At 53.4% G+C, this 16,536-nt stretch carries 14 protein-coding genes and 1 tRNA gene; 5 read left to right on the top strand and 10 right to left on the bottom strand.

What is annotated here, in order from left to right; translation table 11 throughout:
• Positions 1-19 precede the first annotated feature (19 nt).
• Complete coding sequence (gene rep / locus OGV89_RS00830; protein WP_003829018.1) at positions 20-2,041, bottom strand: DNA helicase Rep; 2,022 nt, start codon at positions 2,039-2,041, stop codon at positions 20-22.
• Between the two features lie 84 nt (positions 2,042-2,125).
• Here rep and ppiC point away from each other — a divergent pair, with 84 nt between their 5' ends.
• Entirely contained in the window at positions 2,126-2,407 is a 282-nt protein-coding gene (ppiC, locus tag OGV89_RS00825; RefSeq protein WP_003017999.1) for a peptidylprolyl isomerase PpiC, read from the top strand.
• A gap of 115 nt (positions 2,408-2,522) precedes the next feature.
• Here the strand turns inward: ppiC and ilvC are convergent, their stop codons facing one another.
• Entirely contained in the window at positions 2,523-3,998 is a 1,476-nt protein-coding gene (ilvC, locus tag OGV89_RS00820; protein ID WP_003018001.1) for a ketol-acid reductoisomerase, read from the bottom strand.
• 164 nt (positions 3,999-4,162) lie between these two features.
• Here ilvC and ilvY point away from each other — a divergent pair, with 164 nt between their 5' ends.
• Together ilvY and fabV are read left to right on the top strand one after the other, a co-directional pair.
• Positions 4,163-5,065 carry an HTH-type transcriptional activator IlvY gene (ilvY, locus tag OGV89_RS00815; RefSeq protein WP_003018003.1) on the top strand — a complete coding sequence of 301 codons (903 nt, stop codon included), beginning with the start codon at positions 4,163-4,165 and terminating at the stop codon, positions 5,063-5,065.
• Between the two features lie 172 nt (positions 5,066-5,237).
• The gene (fabV, locus tag OGV89_RS00810) at positions 5,238-6,431 is read left to right on the top strand and encodes an enoyl-ACP reductase FabV (protein WP_003844612.1); all 1,194 of its coding nucleotides are present in this window, start codon (positions 5,238-5,240) and stop codon (positions 6,429-6,431) included.
• Between the two features lie 63 nt (positions 6,432-6,494).
• Here the strand turns inward: fabV and ilvA are convergent, their stop codons facing one another.
• From ilvA to ilvL, 6 genes are all read right to left on the bottom strand, one after another.
• The gene (gene ilvA / locus OGV89_RS00805; protein WP_171862211.1) at positions 6,495-8,039 is read right to left on the bottom strand and encodes a threonine ammonia-lyase, biosynthetic; all 1,545 of its coding nucleotides are present in this window, start codon (positions 8,037-8,039) and stop codon (positions 6,495-6,497) included.
• Positions 8,040-8,044: 5 nt separating this feature from the next.
• Positions 8,045-9,895, bottom strand: coding sequence for a dihydroxy-acid dehydratase (ilvD, locus tag OGV89_RS00800; protein ID WP_003844609.1), 1,851 nt, complete (start codon positions 9,893-9,895; stop codon positions 8,045-8,047).
• A 60-nt stretch (positions 9,896-9,955) separates the two neighbouring features.
• The gene (locus tag OGV89_RS00795; protein WP_003018014.1) at positions 9,956-10,885 is read right to left on the bottom strand and encodes a branched-chain amino acid transaminase; all 930 of its coding nucleotides are present in this window, start codon (positions 10,883-10,885) and stop codon (positions 9,956-9,958) included.
• Positions 10,886-10,902: 17 nt separating this feature from the next.
• The gene (gene ilvM / locus OGV89_RS00790; protein WP_003018017.1) at positions 10,903-11,166 is read right to left on the bottom strand and encodes an acetolactate synthase 2 small subunit; all 264 of its coding nucleotides are present in this window, start codon (positions 11,164-11,166) and stop codon (positions 10,903-10,905) included.
• Positions 11,163-12,809 (bottom strand): acetolactate synthase 2 catalytic subunit, encoded by a 1,647-nt coding sequence (gene ilvG / locus OGV89_RS00785; protein WP_003841174.1) that lies wholly within the window; start codon positions 12,807-12,809, stop codon positions 11,163-11,165. Before ilvG ends, ilvM begins: the two co-directional genes overlap by 4 nt.
• Positions 12,810-12,948: 139 nt before the next feature.
• Positions 12,949-13,047 carry an ilv operon leader peptide gene (ilvL, locus tag OGV89_RS00780; RefSeq protein ID WP_286558002.1) on the bottom strand — a complete coding sequence of 33 codons (99 nt, stop codon included), beginning with the start codon at positions 13,045-13,047 and terminating at the stop codon, positions 12,949-12,951.
• 352 nt (positions 13,048-13,399) lie between these two features.
• On the opposite strand from ilvL, the gene OGV89_RS00775 reads away from it, so the two are divergent.
• Positions 13,400-14,920, top strand: coding sequence for a YifB family Mg chelatase-like AAA ATPase (locus OGV89_RS00775; RefSeq protein ID WP_171862212.1), 1,521 nt, complete (start codon positions 13,400-13,402; stop codon positions 14,918-14,920).
• A gap of 24 nt (positions 14,921-14,944) precedes the next feature.
• Here the strand turns inward: OGV89_RS00775 and maoP are convergent, their stop codons facing one another.
• Positions 14,945-15,283 (bottom strand): macrodomain Ori organization protein MaoP, encoded by a 339-nt coding sequence (gene maoP / locus OGV89_RS00770; RefSeq protein WP_003018025.1) that lies wholly within the window; start codon positions 15,281-15,283, stop codon positions 14,945-14,947.
• Between the two features lie 106 nt (positions 15,284-15,389).
• Between maoP and hdfR the strand changes: the two genes are divergently transcribed.
• Positions 15,390-16,235 (top strand): HTH-type transcriptional regulator HdfR, encoded by an 846-nt coding sequence (hdfR, locus tag OGV89_RS00765; protein ID WP_085952510.1) that lies wholly within the window; start codon positions 15,390-15,392, stop codon positions 16,233-16,235.
• Positions 16,236-16,334: 99 nt separating this feature from the next.
• Here hdfR and OGV89_RS00760 read toward each other — a convergent pair.
• Positions 16,335-16,410: transfer RNA gene (locus OGV89_RS00760), tRNA-Trp, on the bottom strand.
• Positions 16,411-16,536: the final 126 nt, after the last annotated feature.

Genomic DNA, 16,536 nt, shown 5'->3' with positions numbered 1-16,536 from the left:
TATCCGGCCCATAAAATACCTACTTCGCTTTAGCTTTCGCCATCATTGCCCGAATATTAGCGATGCTGGCCTGCCCTTTTTGCATCCGCTCCTCTGCGCTCACCACTTTTCGCTCTTGCTCCCAGATAACGTCATCCTGTGGCAGCTCCAGAAGGAAACGACTCGGTTCCGGACGCACCAGCTCACCATACTGACGACGCTCTTTACATAGCGTGAAGATGAGCTCTTTTTGTGCACGCGTAATCCCTACATAAGCCAGACGACGTTCTTCATCGATATTGTCTTCATCGATACTGCTCTGGTGCGGCAAAAATCCTTCTTCCATTCCCACCATAAACACGTATGGGAACTCCAGCCCTTTTGAGGCATGCAGTGTCATCAATTGCACCTGATCCAGCTCTTCTTCACTCTCTCCACGTTCCATCATGTCGCGTAGGGTAAAGCGGGTAACAACCTGGGTCAGGGTCATTGGCTCTTCCAGCTCACTGCCTTCCAGCATCTCCGTCATCCAACTGAACAGCGTATTGACGTTTTTCATACGCATTTCAGCCGCTTTCGGGCTCGGCGAGGTTTCATACAGCCAGGATTCGTAATCAATACCGTGGATAAGATCGCGCACAGCGGCAACCGGCTCACGCTCCGCCAGACGCTGAATTTCCCCCAGCCAGTGCGTAAAGCGAGTCAGAGAATCATACCCGCGCCCGGTCAGTGTCTGGCTAAGCCCCATATCAAAGCTGGCGGTAAACAGGCTTTTATTACGTGTCATCGCCCATTCCCCCAACTTTTGCAGCGTGGCCGGGCCGATTTCACGTTTTGGCGTGTTTACGATCCGCAAAAATGCGCTATCGTCATCCGGGTTGCTCAGCACGCGCAGATAAGCCAGCAGATCTTTAATCTCCGGACGCGAGAAGAACGACGTTCCGCCGGAAATTTTGTACGGGATACGGTTCTGCATTAGAAACTTTTCGAACACGCGCGACTGATGATTACCGCGATACAGGATGGCGTAGTCTTTATACTGCGTCTTGTTCACAAAATGATGGGCAATTAATTCCCCGGTCACGCGTTCCGCTTCGTGCTCTTCATTATTGGCACTCAGTACCTTCAGTTCAGCACCGTAACCCAACTCGGAAAAGAGTCGCTTTTCAAAGACGTGTGGATTGTTCGCAATAAGGATGTTCGCCGCCTTCAGGATGCGACCTGATGAACGGTAGTTTTGCTCCAGCTTCACCACCTGCAAAGCCGGAAAATCTTTGCTTAACAGTACCAGGTTCTGTGGACGGGCGCCGCGCCAGGAGTAGATCGACTGATCGTCATCGCCCACGACGGTAAAGCGCGCGCGTTTACCTACCAGCAACTTCACCAGCTCGTACTGGCTGGTGTTGGTATCCTGATATTCATCCACCAGCAGGTAGCGGATTCTGTTTTGCCAGCGCTCACGCACTTCTTCATTGCGCTGTAGCAGCAGCGTGGGAAGCAGGATCAGATCGTCAAAATCGAGGACGTTACACGCCTTCATATGTGCGTCATACAGACCATAGCAGTGGGCAAAAATACGATCGCGCTCGCCCTTGGCGCTGGCTGCCGCCTGTGCCGGAGTCATCAGATCGTTTTTCCAGTTGGAGATCGTCGAGATCAACTGCTGGAGGATAAGCTTATCGTCTTCGATTAGCCCTTCGGTCAGTTCCTTGAGCAAGGCCACCTGGTCAGTATCGTCAAACAACGAGAAGTTCGACTTCATCCCCAGCGCCGCATATTCACGCTTAATGATATCCAGTCCCAGGGTGTGGAAGGTGGAGATCATCAACCCACGCGCCTCTTTACGACCCAGCGTTTGCGCCACGCGCTCTTTCATCTCGCGCGCAGCCTTATTGGTAAAGGTCACGGCCGCAATATGGCGTGCCTGATAACCACATTCACGGATCAGATGGGCGATTTTGTTGGTGATAACACGCGTCTTGCCGGAACCCGCTCCCGCCAGCACCAGGCAAGGTCCGGTGACGAATTCGACGGCTTGTTGTTGTCCGGGGTTCAAACGCATAAAGGGTCACTCATGAAAGTCGGGAGGGGAGAATAACAGCGTGGTAGTATAGCCAGCCTTAACCACCCCACTCAAGGCACGATCATGGCAAAAACAGCAGCAGCAGTGCATATCCTTGTTAAAGAAGAGAAACTGGCACTGGATCTTCTGGAACAGATTAAAAACGGCGCCGACTTCGGCAAATTGGCGAAGAAACACTCTATCTGTCCATCAGGCAAACGCGGCGGTGATTTAGGTGAATTCCGTCAGGGCCAGATGGTTCCGGCGTTCGACAAAGTGGTCTTTTCCTGCCCTGTGCTGGAGCCAACCGGCCCGCTGCACACTCAGTTTGGTTACCACATCATTAAAGTGCTGTACCGTAACTAATAGAAAGCCCGGTGTTAAACACCGGGCTTTTTTTGCCGGATGGCGGCTACGCCTTATCCGGCTTACATCTGCTGTGCGTAGGTCGGGTAAGCGCAAGCGCCACCCGACATCCTATTTAGCCAGCAACGGCAATGCGTTTCATATCGGTCATGTAACCGCGCAGTTTCTTACCAACCTGCTCGATAGCGTGACTACGGATTGCTTCGTTCACGTCGCGCAGCTGCGCGTTGTCTACCGCACCTTCAGCAATCGCTTTGCCCAGGTCGCCGGTCTGCAGGGTGGTCATGAACTCTTTCAGCAGCGGTACGCAAGCGTAAGAGAACAGGTAGTTGCCGTATTCTGCGGTATCGGAGATAACCACGTTCATTTCGTACAGACGCTTACGGGCGATGGTATTGGCGATCAGCGGCAGTTCATGCAGTGATTCGTAGTAAGCAGATTCTTCGATGATGCCGGAATCAACCATGGTTTCGAACGCCAGCTCAACGCCCGCTTTCACCATCGCAATCATTAGAACGCCTTTATCGAAGTACTCCTGCTCACCGATTTTACCTTCAAACTGCGGGGCGGTTTCGAACGCGGTTTTACCGGTCTCTTCACGCCAGGTCAGCAGTTTCTTATCGTCGTTAGCCCAGTCAGCCATCATGCCGGAAGAGAATTCGCCGGAAATGATGTCGTCCATGTGTTTCTGGAACAGCGGCGCCATAATCTCTTTCAGCTGTTCGGACAGCGCGTAAGCACGCAGTTTCGCCGGGTTAGACAGACGGTCCATCATCAGGGTGATGCCGCCCTGCTTCAGCGCTTCGGTGATGGTTTCCCAGCCGAACTGAATCAGTTTTTCAGCATATGCCGGGTCAGTACCTTCTTCCACCAGCTTATCGAAGCACAGCAGAGAACCTGCCTGCAGCATACCGCACAGGATAGTCTGCTCACCCATCAGATCAGATTTCACTTCCGCAACGAAGGAGGACTCCAGCACACCCGCACGGTGACCACCGGTGGCCGCAGCCCAGGCTTTAGCAATCGCCATACCTTCGCCTTTCGGATCGTTTTCCGGGTGAACGGCGATCAGGGTCGGTACACCGAAGCCACGTTTGTACTCTTCACGAACTTCAGTACCCGGGCACTTCGGTGCCACCATCACAACGGTGATGTCTTTACGGATCTGCTCGCCCACTTCGACGATGTTGAAGCCGTGTGAATAGCCCAGCGCCGCGCCATCTTTCATCAGCGGTTGTACCGAACGTACAACGTCGGAGTGCTGCTTGTCTGGCGTCAGGTTAACCACCAGGTCAGCCTGCGGGATCAGCTCTTCGTAGGTACCCACTTTGAAGCCGTTTTCGGTCGCTTTACGCCAGGAAGCACGCTTCTCAGCAATGGCTTCTTTACGCAGTGCGTAGGAGATATCCAGACCGGAGTCACGCATGTTCAGGCCCTGGTTCAGACCCTGAGCGCCACAGCCGACGATGACCACTTTTTTACCCTGAAGGTAGCTCGCACCATCGGCGAATTCGTCGCGGCCCATAAAGCGACATTTACCCAGCTGTGCCAGCTGCTGGCGCAGGTTCAGTGTATTAAAGTAGTTAGCCATGATGGTGTACTCCGTGATGTTGTGTTGTGGTGCTTATTATTCGGTTCGCAGATTTGTATTTGCGAGATTGAATCCACATTACAACAGGAAATTTATTGCGGAAATTGATATATTCACAACGTCACATTGCAATTTATGCAACGTAGAAAATCGGAGGCTCGTCTGTGGATTTACGCGATCTGAAAATGTTCCTGCATTTGGCTGAAAGTCGCCACTTTGGCCGCAGCGCACGGGCAATGCACGTCAGCCCCTCCACGCTTTCGCGCCAGATTCAGCGCCTGGAAGAAGATCTCGGGCAGCCGCTGTTTGTGCGCGATAACCGCACGGTCACGCTGACCGAAGCGGGCGAAGAGCTGCGCGTATTCGCCCAACAGACGCTGCTGCAATACCAGCAACTGCGCCACACCCTCGATCAACAAGGGCCGTCGCTGTCGGGCGAACTGCATATTTTCTGTTCGGTAACTGCGGCATACAGCCATCTGCCACCCATTCTCGATCGTTTCCGCGCCGAGCATCCATCGGTGGAAATTAAGCTCACCACCGGCGACGCCGCCGATGCGATGGACAAAGTGGTCACTGGTGAAGCCGATCTGGCGATTGCCGGTAAGCCCGAGACACTGCCCGGCGCGGTAGCGTTCTCGATGCTGGAGAATCTGACGGTGGTGCTGATCGCCCCGGCGCTGCCCTGCCCGGTGCGTAATCAGGTTTCCGTCGAGAAACCCGACTGGTCGACGGTGCCGTTTATCATGGCCGACCAGGGGCCGGTCCGCCGCCGCATTGAGCTGTGGTTCCGCCGTCACAAAATCAGCAACCCATCGATTTACGCTACGGTAGGCGGTCATGAAGCGATGGTCTCAATGGTGGCGCTGGGCTGCGGCGTGGCGCTGCTGCCGGAAGTGGTGCTGGAAAACAGCCCGGAGCCGGTACGTAACCGCGTGATGATTTTAGAACGCAGCGACGAGAAAACGCCGTTCGAACTGGGCGTCTGCGCGCCGAAAAAGCGGCTGCATGAACCGCTGATCGACGCGTTCTGGAAGATTGTTCTGGAACGTAAATCTGCCGACTAGCGCCAGCGTCAGGCCTAAAATCAGTGGTAGATTCAGTATTGGCGCTCCTTTTCTGTATAATGTCGTGATCCATTGTAGTGGGGGGCTTGTTAACCATCGCGTTAAGCAGGCCAGAACAGACGGTGTCATTGCGCACTTGACAGCGAAAATACAAACTTAATTAGCCATCATTATGATAATCAAACCAAAAATTCGTGGATTCATCTGTACAACGACCCATCCGACTGGCTGCAAAGTCAACGTGGAAAAGCAGATCGAGTATGTTAAGCAGAACGGGAAAATCGAGAACGGCCCGTCCCGCGTGCTGGTGATCGGTGCTTCCACCGGTTACGGTCTGGCTTCCAGGATTTCTGCCGCCTTTGGCAGCGGAGCCGCCACTATCGGCGTATTTTTCGAAAAACCGGGCACGGATACCAAACCGGGTTCCGCAGGCTGGTATAACTCTGCCGCCTTCGATGAAGCCGCTAAGCGTGAAGGTCTGTACTCCAAAAGCATCAACGGCGATGCGTTCTCTGACGAATGCCGTGATGAAGTGATCAAACTGATAAAAGAAGACCTGGGTCAGATTGACCTGGTGGTTTACTCACTGGCGTCCCCAGTGCGTAAAATGCCGAAAACCGGTGAAATCGTCCGTTCTGCGCTGAAGCCAATCGGTGAGGTTTACACCTCTAAAGCGATCGATACCAACAAAGATCAGATCATCACCGCCAGCATTGAGCCGGCAACCGAAGAAGAAGTTCAGAACACCGTCACCGTCATGGGCGGCGAAGACTGGGAACTGTGGATGGGCGCGCTGAGCGAAGCGGGCGTGCTGGCTGACGGCGTGAAAACCGTAGCCTACTCCTACATCGGTACCGACCTGACCTGGCCAATCTACTGGCACGGCGCGCTGGGCAAAGCGAAAGAAGATCTCGATCGCGCCGCGGGCGAACTGCGTAACCAGCTGGCTCCGCTGAACGGTTCCGCGAACGTTGCCGTACTGAAATCCGTAATCACCCAGGCGTCTTCCGCCATTCCAGTGATGCCGTTGTACATCTCCATGGTCTTCAAGCTGATGAAAGCACAGGGGATTCATGAAGGTTGTATCGAGCAAATCAACCGTCTGATGACCACCAGCCTGTACGGTGACAAAGTGGCGCTTGATGACAACCAGCGTATCCGTATGGATGACTGGGAACTGCGTGATGACATTCAGCAGGCATGTCGCGACCTGTGGCCGCTGATCACCACCGAAAACCTGGCGCAAGAAACCGATTATGCAGGCTACAAGCAGGAATTCCTGAACCTGTTCGGCTTTGGTCTCGACGGCGTGGACTACGACGCTGACGTGAATACCGAAGTCGAATTCGACGTTATCACGCTGTAATCTGCTGATACAGTAGCAAAAAGGGTTCATGTTTTTACATGAACCCTTTTTTAATGGCTGTTGTTAACCCGCCAGGAAGAACCTGAACGCCGGGTTATGGGTCTCGTCGTGGCACTCATAGCCCAGTTCATTGAGCCGGGTTTCGAAGTCCGGTTCGTTATCGCCCAGCTCAAACGCCGCCAGTACACGGCCGTAGTCGGTACCGTGGCTACGGTAGTGGAATAGCGAGATATTCCAGTGCGTTCCCAGGGTGTAGAGGAACTTCAGCAGCGCGCCCGGCGATTCCGGGAACTCAAAGCTATAAAGGCGCTCTTGCAACGGCTTAGAAGGACGGCCACCGACCATATAGCGCACGTGTAGCTTCGCCATCTCGTCATCAGACAGATCCACCACGCTGTAGCCGCCCTCGTTGAGCAGTTGCAGGATTTCCTTACGCTCTTCCAGCCCACGGCTCAGGCGTACACCGACAAAAATGCAGGCGTCTTTCGCATCGGCAAAGCGGTAGTTAAACTCCGTTACCGAACGGCCACCCAACAGCTGGCAGAACTTCAGGAAACTTCCCTTCTCTTCCGGGATGGTCACCGCCAGTAAGGCTTCGCGCTGCTCCCCTAACTCGCAACGTTCGGAAACGTAGCGCAGGCCGTGGAAGTTAACGTTAGCGCCGGAAAGAACATGCGCCAGACGTTCACCGCGAATATTATGCTGGGCGATGTATTTTTTCATCCCCGCCAGCGCCAGCGCCCCGGAAGGCTCAGCCACCGCACGTACATCCTCGAACAGGTCTTTCATTGCCGCACAAATAGCATCGCTATCGACAGTGATAATATCGTCGAGATATTCCTGGCACAGACGGAAGGTTTCATCGCCAATACGTTTCACCGCTACGCCTTCGGCAAAGAGACCCACACGCGGCAGATCCACCGGATGACCAGCATCCAGCGCTGCTTTCAGGCAGGCCGAATCTTCCGCTTCCACGGCAATCACTTTGATTTGCGGCATCAGCTGTTTAATCAGCACCGCAACACCTGCCGCTAATCCGCCACCACCAACAGGCACGAATACGCGATCGAGATGAGCGTCCTGCTGGAGCAGCTCCAGCGCCAGCGTGCCCTGCCCGGCAATCACCATCGGATGATCAAACGGTGGAACCCAGGTAAAACCCTGCTGCTGTGACAGTTCAATCGCTTTGGCTTTGGCTTCATCAAAATTCGCGCCGTGCAGCAGCACTTCTCCGCCGAAGCCGCGAACGGCATCGACTTTGATATCGGCGGTAGCCGTTGGCATGACAATCAGCGCCTTCACGCCTAATCGCGCAGAAGAGAACGCGACACCCTGAGCATGATTACCCGCCGATGCGGTGATGACCCCATGCGCTTTTTGCTCTTCGGTCAAGCCCGCCATCATGGCATAGGCACCGCGTAGCTTGAAGCTGTGAACGGGTTGACGGTCTTCGCGCTTCACCAGAATGATGTTATCGAGGCGCGAAGAGAGCTTTTCCATTTTCTGTAGCGGCGTTACCTGTGCCGCTTCGTATACCGGCGCACGCAGTACCGCTCTGAGATACTCAGCGCCCTCAGGAGCACCGGATAGAGGTTGTGAATCCGCCATGGTCATTATCCCCCGAGCTTCGACTTATCGCGCACCGCACCTTTGTCGGCACTGGTTGCCAGGCTGGCATAGGCGCGCAGTGCAAAGGAGACCTGACGTTGACGATCTTTTGGCGTCCAGGCTTTGTCACCGCGAGCTTCCTGCGCTTCACGGCGCGCAGCGATTTCCGCATCACTCAGTTGCAGTTGAATGCCACGATTCGGGATATCGATGGCAATCATGTCACCATCTTCGATAATCGCAATATTACCGCCGCTGGCCGCTTCCGGAGAAACGTGACCGATTGAAAGCCCCGAAGTACCGCCGGAGAAACGACCATCGGTAATCAGCGCACAAGCCTTGCCGAGGCCCATCGATTTCAGGAAGGTGGTTGGGTAGAGCATTTCCTGCATGCCTGGCCCGCCTTTCGGCCCTTCGTAGCGAATGACAACCACGTCGCCAGCCACCACTTTACCGCCGAGGATTGCTTCAACCGCATCGTCCTGGCTTTCATACACTTTTGCCGGGCCGGTGAATTTCAGGATACTGTCATCCACGCCTGCAGTTTTTACGATACAGCCGTTTTCCGCAAAGTTACCGTACAGGACTGCCAGACCGCCGTCTTTGCTGTAAGCATGTTCCAGCGAGCGGATGCAGCCTTCAGCGCGGTCGTCATCCAGCGTATCCCAACGGCAGTCCTGCGAGAACGCCTGGGTGGTACGGATGCCCGCCGGTCCGGCGCGGAACATTTTTTTCACCGCGTCGTCTTTGGTCAACATCACGTCATACCGATCAAGCGTTTGCGGCAGAGTCAGACCCAGCACGTTTTTCACGTCGCGGTTCAGCAGTCCGGCACGATCCAGTTCGCCTAAAATACCCAGTACGCCGCCTGCGCGGTGCACGTCTTCCATATGGTATTTCTGCGTGCTCGGCGCCACTTTACACAGCTGTGGGACTTTGCGGGACAGCTTGTCGATATCACTCATGGTGAAGTCGATTTCCGCTTCCTGTGCGGCCGCCAGCAGGTGCAGAACGGTGTTGGTGGAGCCGCCCATGGCGATATCCAGCGTCATGGCGTTCTCAAACGCCGCTTTACTGGCAATGTTGCGCGGCAGGGCGGAGGCATCATCCTGCTCGTAATAGCGTTTGGTCAGCTCGACGATGCGTTTACCCGCGTTAAGGAACAGCGTTTTACGGTCGGCGTGAGTCGCCAACAGCGAACCGTTACCCGGCTGCGACAGGCCCAGCGCTTCGGTCAGGCAGTTCATCGAGTTGGCGGTGAACATGCCGGAGCAGGAGCCGCAGGTTGGACAGGCGGAACGTTCAACCTGCTCGCTTTGTGAGTCGGAGACTTTCGGGTCAGCGCCCTGAATCATCGCATCAACCAGGTCGAGCTTGATGATTTGGTCAGAGAGCTTGGTTTTCCCGGCTTCCATCGGACCGCCGGAAACAAAGATCACCGGAATATTCAGGCGCAAAGAGGCCATTAACATCCCAGGGGTGATTTTGTCGCAGTTAGAGATACAGACCATCGCATCGGCGCAGTGGGCGTTAACCATGTACTCAACGGAGTCAGCAATCAGCTCGCGGGACGGCAGTGAATACAGCATGCCACCGTGCCCCATGGCGATACCATCATCCACAGCAATGGTGTTGAACTCTTTCGCCACGCCGCCTGAGGCTTCGATTTGTTCGGCAACCAGTTTACCGAGATCGCGCAGGTGGACGTGACCCGGCACAAACTGGGTAAAAGAGTTCACCACAGCGATAATCGGTTTACCGAAATCATCATCGGTCATCCCGGTGGCGCGCCACAGTGCGCGAGCACCCGCCATATTGCGGCCGTGGGTGGTGGTAGCAGAACGATACTTAGGCATGCTTGATTAACTCCCGTCTGTCTAATAATTGGGACGGTGCGTGCCGTCCCAAATTTATGTTTATTGATTAACCTGATCCAACCAGCCGTATTTATCTTCCGTTTCACCAGTGAAGAGGCCAAAGAAGGCCTGCTGGATGCGTTTGGTGACCGGACCACAGCGGCCTTCGCCCACCTGGATACCATCGACGCTGCGTACTGGGGTGATTTCGGCCGCGGTACCGGACATGAACACTTCGTCGGCCAGGTACAGCGATTCACGGGACAGCACCTGCTCACGCACTTCGATATCGAGATCTTTCGCCAGCTTAATGATCGCGTCACGGGTGATACCCGGCAGTGCAGAAGAGGTAAACGGCGGGGTAAACAGAATGCCGTCTTTTACTTCAAACAGGTTTTCACCCGCGCCTTCAGAGATGTAACCATTCACATCCAGGGCAATGCCTTCCTGATAGCCATGACGACGCGCTTCACTACCCACCAGCAGCGAAGACAGATAGTTACCGCCCGCTTTAGCCGCTGTAGGGATGGTGTTCGGCGCAACGCGGTTCCAGGAAGAAACCATCGCGTCGATCCCCTGTTCCAGCGCTTCAGCACCAAGGTAAGCGCCCCACGGGAACGCAGCGATGATCACGTCAGTGGTGTATCCCGCTGGCGGGTTAACGCCCATCCCCACGTCGCCAACAAACACCAGCGGACGGATATAGGCGCTGGTCAGATTGTTTTTACGAATCACCTCACGGCAAGCTTCCATCAGCTCATCAACGCTCTGAGAAACCGGAAAACGATAGATCTTGGCTGAATCACGCAGACGCTGCATATGTTCGCGATGACGGAACACCACCGGCCCTTTGTGAGAATCGTAGCAACGGATGCCTTCAAATACAGAAGTACCGTAGTGCAGCGCGTGGGACATCACGTGAACCTTAGCGTCTTCCCAACGAATCATCTCGCCATTAGACCAAATGTAATCAGCTTTTTTCGTCGTCATTTTTCTTCCTTTTGCGCTCAGGCGCGGATTTGTTGTGATGTGGTTGTGCTCTGGCAGATAGCAACATGTGCAACGTCTACCAGTTTACTTAACTGACTAAACAGTAAGTCGACCGACCGGGGGCTGGCAACGGTCAATTCGATATTTATATTCTGCGCATCGCTGGCTGCTTCCATATTCATGGAGCACACCTGAAAACCGCGATGGCGTACCACGCGTAAAACACGTTCTAACGTTTCCGGATTGAACCGAGCCTCAACGGCGACCTGATGTTGCATCATGATAATTTCTCCAGCATTTCTGAGTTACTGGCACCTGGCGGTACCAGAGGCCAGACATTCTCAAGTTCGTCGATTGAGACATGAAGCAGGTATGGCCCCTCGCTGTTCAGCATGGTGTCGAGTGCCGCTTCAACCTGGTCTTTACGGGTGATGTGTTGACCTGGGATGCCGAAGGCACTGGCCAACATGAGGAAATCGGGGTTATCGGTAAGGGTGGTTTCGCTATAACGTTCCTGGAAAAACAGCTGCTGCCATTGTCGCACCATGCCTAACCGCTGGTTGTCGAGTAAAACTATCTTCAGCGGCAACTGCTTGCGTTTTACGGTGCCGAGCTCCTGTACATTCATCATGAAGGAACCGTCACCGGAGATACAGATTACCGTATCGTTCGGGCGAGCAACCTGCGCGCCAACCGCTGCTGGCAAGCCAAAGCCCATCGTGCCCAGGCCGCTCGAGGTGATAAAATTTTCCGGGCGGGTGTAGGTCATATGCTGCGCCGACCACATCTGATGCTGGCCAACATCCGTTGTCACTACGCTGTCCGCGGGTTTGCGATCGGACAACTGCTTCAACAACAGTGGCGCGTAGATAGCCTCACCGGGATGATCATAGCGCCAGGTATGCTCTGTGCGCAGTTCAGCACTATGCTGACGCCATGCGTCAATCTTCAGCGATTGCTGCAATGCCGGCAGCAGAGAATTTAAATCACCCTGCAATGCTACGTGCGCCTGGCGCAGCTTGTTCATTTCCGCAGGGTCGATATCCATGTGGATCACGCTGGCGTTTGGTGCGAAGGTATTCAGCTTGCCGGTTACCCGGTCATCAAAACGCGCGCCCACTGCAATCAGTAAATCACATTCTTGCACCGCGAAATTTGCCGCTTTAGTGCCGTGCATTCCCAACATACCCAAATAGTATGGGTAGTCAGCCTCTACTGCGCCCAGCCCCTTCAACGTGCAGGCGACCGGCATTTGGGTTACCGCGATAAATTCACGCAGGGCCGGGACCGCCTGCGCCATACCAACGCCGCCACCTACGTACAGGATAGGTTTCTGCGCTTGTGCCAGCATTTTACGCGCCTGCTCAACGTCAGCGTGCGGGAAAACCTCTACGTTTTTGACTGTCGTAAAATACGGCTCCAGCGTACCGCTGGCCAATTGGATGTCTTTCGGGATATCAACCAGAACCGGCCCCGGACGACCGGAATTCGCCACAGCAAAAGCTTCAGCCATGATGCGCGGCAGCTCTTCCAGTGACTGCACCAGGAAACTGTGTTTGGTGCAGGACAGAGACATACCCAGAACGTCCACTTCCTGGAACGCATCCGTTCCGATGAAAGATGATGCCACCTGGCCGGTGATCGCCACCACAGGAACTGAATCTAACAGCGCATCGGCAAGGCCCGTGATCAGGTTGGTAGCACCAGGCCCGGAAGTGGCGATACACACGCCGGTTTTACCGGTCGCACGGGCATAGCCAATTGCTGCCATTGCCGCGCCCTGCTCGTGTCGGCACAACAGGTGTTCTACGCCGCCGTCATATAACGCATCGTAAACCGGCATAATTGCGCCACCAGGATAACCAAAGACGGTTTGAACCCCTTGTGCACGCAACGCATGTACCACCCACTGTGCCCCATTCATAGTTACATCCCCGCCGTAAATCTTGAGAAACAGAATTTTATGCTACCGTTCACTTTCTGCTCCTCGTGTATGTTTTTAAGGTCAAAAAAAACCCCCGGACCTTTCGGTGCGGGGGTCTTAGTTCGTTAAGGCTTGTTTTCTAAGCCTTTCCTCGTCCAAGTGCAGCCCCGCACCGTGGGATAATAATCACCACCACGCTAATCACGACCAGGCTAATCACTCGTAGAAGGGCTGTCATTTTTGTATTTTCTTGCATCTTGTTCGAAGGAATACCTAAAGAGTTACCATAGAATTTGCAAATGACACAAGATATTTTTTTATTCGTTTTTCTGACGACGTTAACGGTTTAGATAAATATCGTTGTTTTTTAAACAAAAAATCAAAGGTGAAAATATTTCACGTTTCAGGTGATTCTCGGCTACCCATTCCCTACTAAAAACGCCATGCAAAAGCGTTTGCGAGCGCTATTCCAGACTTAATGTAATCAGTGTTGAGCTACATAAAAACACGGGAATAAGCCTCTAAAAACCGTAATTATGTGAAATCTTGCAGCGATGTATTGCGACATAATGCTTTCATCAGGAGGGCTTATGTCACTATCGATTGTTCACACACGCGCTGCGCTGGGCGTGAATGCGCCAGCCATTACCATCGAGGTACATATCAGCAATGGTTTGCCTGGTTTAACCATGGTGGGATTACCCGAAACAACGGTAAAAGAGGCCCGCGATCGGGTTCGCAGTGCGGTAATTAATAGCGGTTATGAATTCCCGGCAAAGAAGATAACCATAAACCTCGCTCCGGCCGATCTCCCAAAAGAAGGGGGACGATATGATTTACCTATCGCAGTTGCGCTTCTGGCCGCTTCTGAGCAGCTTACTACCCATAATCTCGATACATATGAGCTGGTAGGTGAATTAGCGCTTACAGGCGCGTTACGCGGCGTTCCCGGTGCGATATCAAGTGCAACCGAAGCCATTCGCGCAGGCAGGAGAATTATTGTCGCAAAAGAGAATGCAGCTGAAGTTGGACTAATACACGGTGAAGGGTGCCTGATAGCCGATCATCTACAGGCAGTATGCGCGTTCCTCGAAGGTAAGCATGATTTAGACAGACCATCATCGGCAGATTTTATCCCCTGCGCATTAGCAGATGATCTGAGCGATGTTATCGGCCAGGAACAGGGTAAACGCGGGCTGGAGCTTACCGCAGCTGGCGGTCATAACCTCATACTCATCGGCCCTCCGGGTACGGGTAAGACTATGCTGGCCAGTCGCCTGAGAGGATTGCTTCCGCCACTGAGTAACGATGAGGCACTGGAAAGCGCCGCGATTCTTAGTCTGGTCAATTCCGACACGCTACAGAAACAGTGGAAACAACGCCCTTTTCGCTCTCCGCATCACAGTGCTTCATTAACCGCCATGGTCGGTGGAGGCTCTATTCCTGCGCCAGGCGAGATCTCTCTGGCGCATAACGGCATACTATTTCTGGATGAACTACCCGAGTTTGAGCGGCGCACGCTGGATGCACTGCGCGAACCCATTGAGTCCGGACAGATACATCTATCCCGCACCAGAGCAAAAATCACCTATCCCGCTCGCTTTCAACTCATAGCCGCTATGAATCCCAGCCCAACAGGCCATTATCAGGGGAACCATAACCGCTGTACCCCAGAGCAGACGCTACGCTACCTCAATCGATTATCAGGTCCATTTCTTGACCGCTTCGATCTCTCTCTCGAAATCCCTTTGCCACCGCCCGGGATACTCAGCCAGAACCAGGTAAAAGGGGAAGATAGCGCAACGGTGAAGCAACGTGTTATGGCAGCGCGAGATCGTCAGTATCGACGACAAAATAAGTTAAACGCGCATCTGGACAGTCAGGATATCCATAAATACTGTCCACTGCGCAGTGACGATGCACAGTGGCTTGAAGAAACGCTCGCGCATCTCGGATTATCCATCCGCGCCTGGTTACGCCTGATAAAGGTTGCTCGAACGATCGCGGATATAGAACAATCTGACCATATCTCTCGCCAGCACTTACAGGAGGCTGTTGGGTATCGGGCGATAGACAGATTACTCATTCATTTGCAAAAACTACTGGCATAAAAAAAGGGCTTTCGCCCTTTTTTATTAATCATCAGATTCGGTGTAGTCTTCCGCACCTTCCACCTGAGGTTTCCCGCCAGACAGCGTGTGGAAGCGTTTTGGACGCTTAATGCGCGTCATGTATTTGGACCACACACGTTCAGCTTCGGTAACCGGTTCGCGCTCACCACGGCATACCGCAACAAACAGTTTTTCTTCTTCCGTTACCGGCTCACGCTTGCCCAGATCCAGCTCGTTGAAAGCATAACCGTGACGCTCAAGCAGTTGTGCTTCTTTAATGGTGAAATCACCATGACGGGAGAATCCGCGGGGATAATATTTATTATCGAAATATCGATTAGTCGTCGTAAAGCTTTCCGCCATCCTGCACGCTCCTAATTCTTTGGCCGAGCTATTTATGGCGCGGAGTATTAGTTACGCTTGACAGAGCGTCAAACAAAAGATTTAAATCATAACGACAAATAATTTTATGGAGCGAGTTGTGGATACGGAATTGTTAAAAACTTTCCTGGAAGTTAGCCGGACACGCCACTTTGGCAGGGCTGCTGAAGCGCTCTATCTGACCCAATCAGCGGTTAGTTTCCGGATCAGACAACTGGAAAATCAATTGGGTGTAAACCTGTTCACCCGACACAGAAACAATATCCGTTTAACCGCTGCAGGTGAAAAATTACTGCCTTACGCTGAAACGCTGATGAATACGTGGCAAGCCGCACGTAAGGAGGTTGCGAATACCTCGCGACATAACGAGTTTTCTATTGGTGCCAGCGCATCCCTCTGGGAATGCATGCTTAATGGCTGGCTGGGGCGTTTGTACCAATCCCAGGAGCCGCAATCCAGCCTGCAGTTTGAAGCGAGGATCGCTCAGCGACAGTCGTTAGTAAAACAGCTCCATGAACGACAGCTTGATCTACTGATTACTACCGAAACGCCCAAAATGGACGAATTTAGCAGCCAACTGTTGGGATATTTCACGCTGGCGCTCTATTGCAGCTCTCCTTCGCAAACCAAGGATGAACTGAATTATCTGCGTCTGGAATGGGGACCTGACTTTCAGCAACACGAAGCGGGATTGATTGCGGGAGATGAAGTGCCGGTACTCACCACCAGTTCGGCAGAATTGGCCAGGCAGCAACTTTCAGTCCTTAGAGGCTTTAGCTGGCTTCCGGTCAGTTGGGCTAAAGGTAAAAGCGATCTCCATACGGTTACTGACAGTACAACCCTTTCGCGCCCGTTATATGCAGTTTGGCTGCAAAACAGCGATAAACATGCGCTGATTTGCGACTTGCTGAGAACGAATATTCTGGAAGATTAAAGAAAATACGGGCAAGGATGCCGGGAATAAAACAATTGGAAGGCACAGCGCAAATTGCAGATAAAAAAAATCCTTAGCAAGAATGCTAAGGATTGTTTCTGGCAGGGGCGGAGAGACTCGAACTCGCGACACCCGGTTTTGGAGACCGGTGCTCTACCAACTGAGCTACGCCCCTAAATTTTTTTATCATTAAGCCTGCTTAGTAGCAGGCTTAATTTTCTAATAAGTGGCGGAACGGACGGGACTCGAACCCGCGACCCCCTGCGTGACAGGCAGGTATTCTAACCAACTGAACTACCGC

Source organism: Citrobacter sp. Cf125 (assembly GCF_030333935.1).
Taxonomy (GTDB): domain Bacteria; phylum Pseudomonadota; class Gammaproteobacteria; order Enterobacterales; family Enterobacteriaceae; genus Citrobacter; species Citrobacter freundii.
Note: the sequence above shows the minus strand (reverse complement) of the source record. Positions and strands in the feature narration are given on the sequence as shown.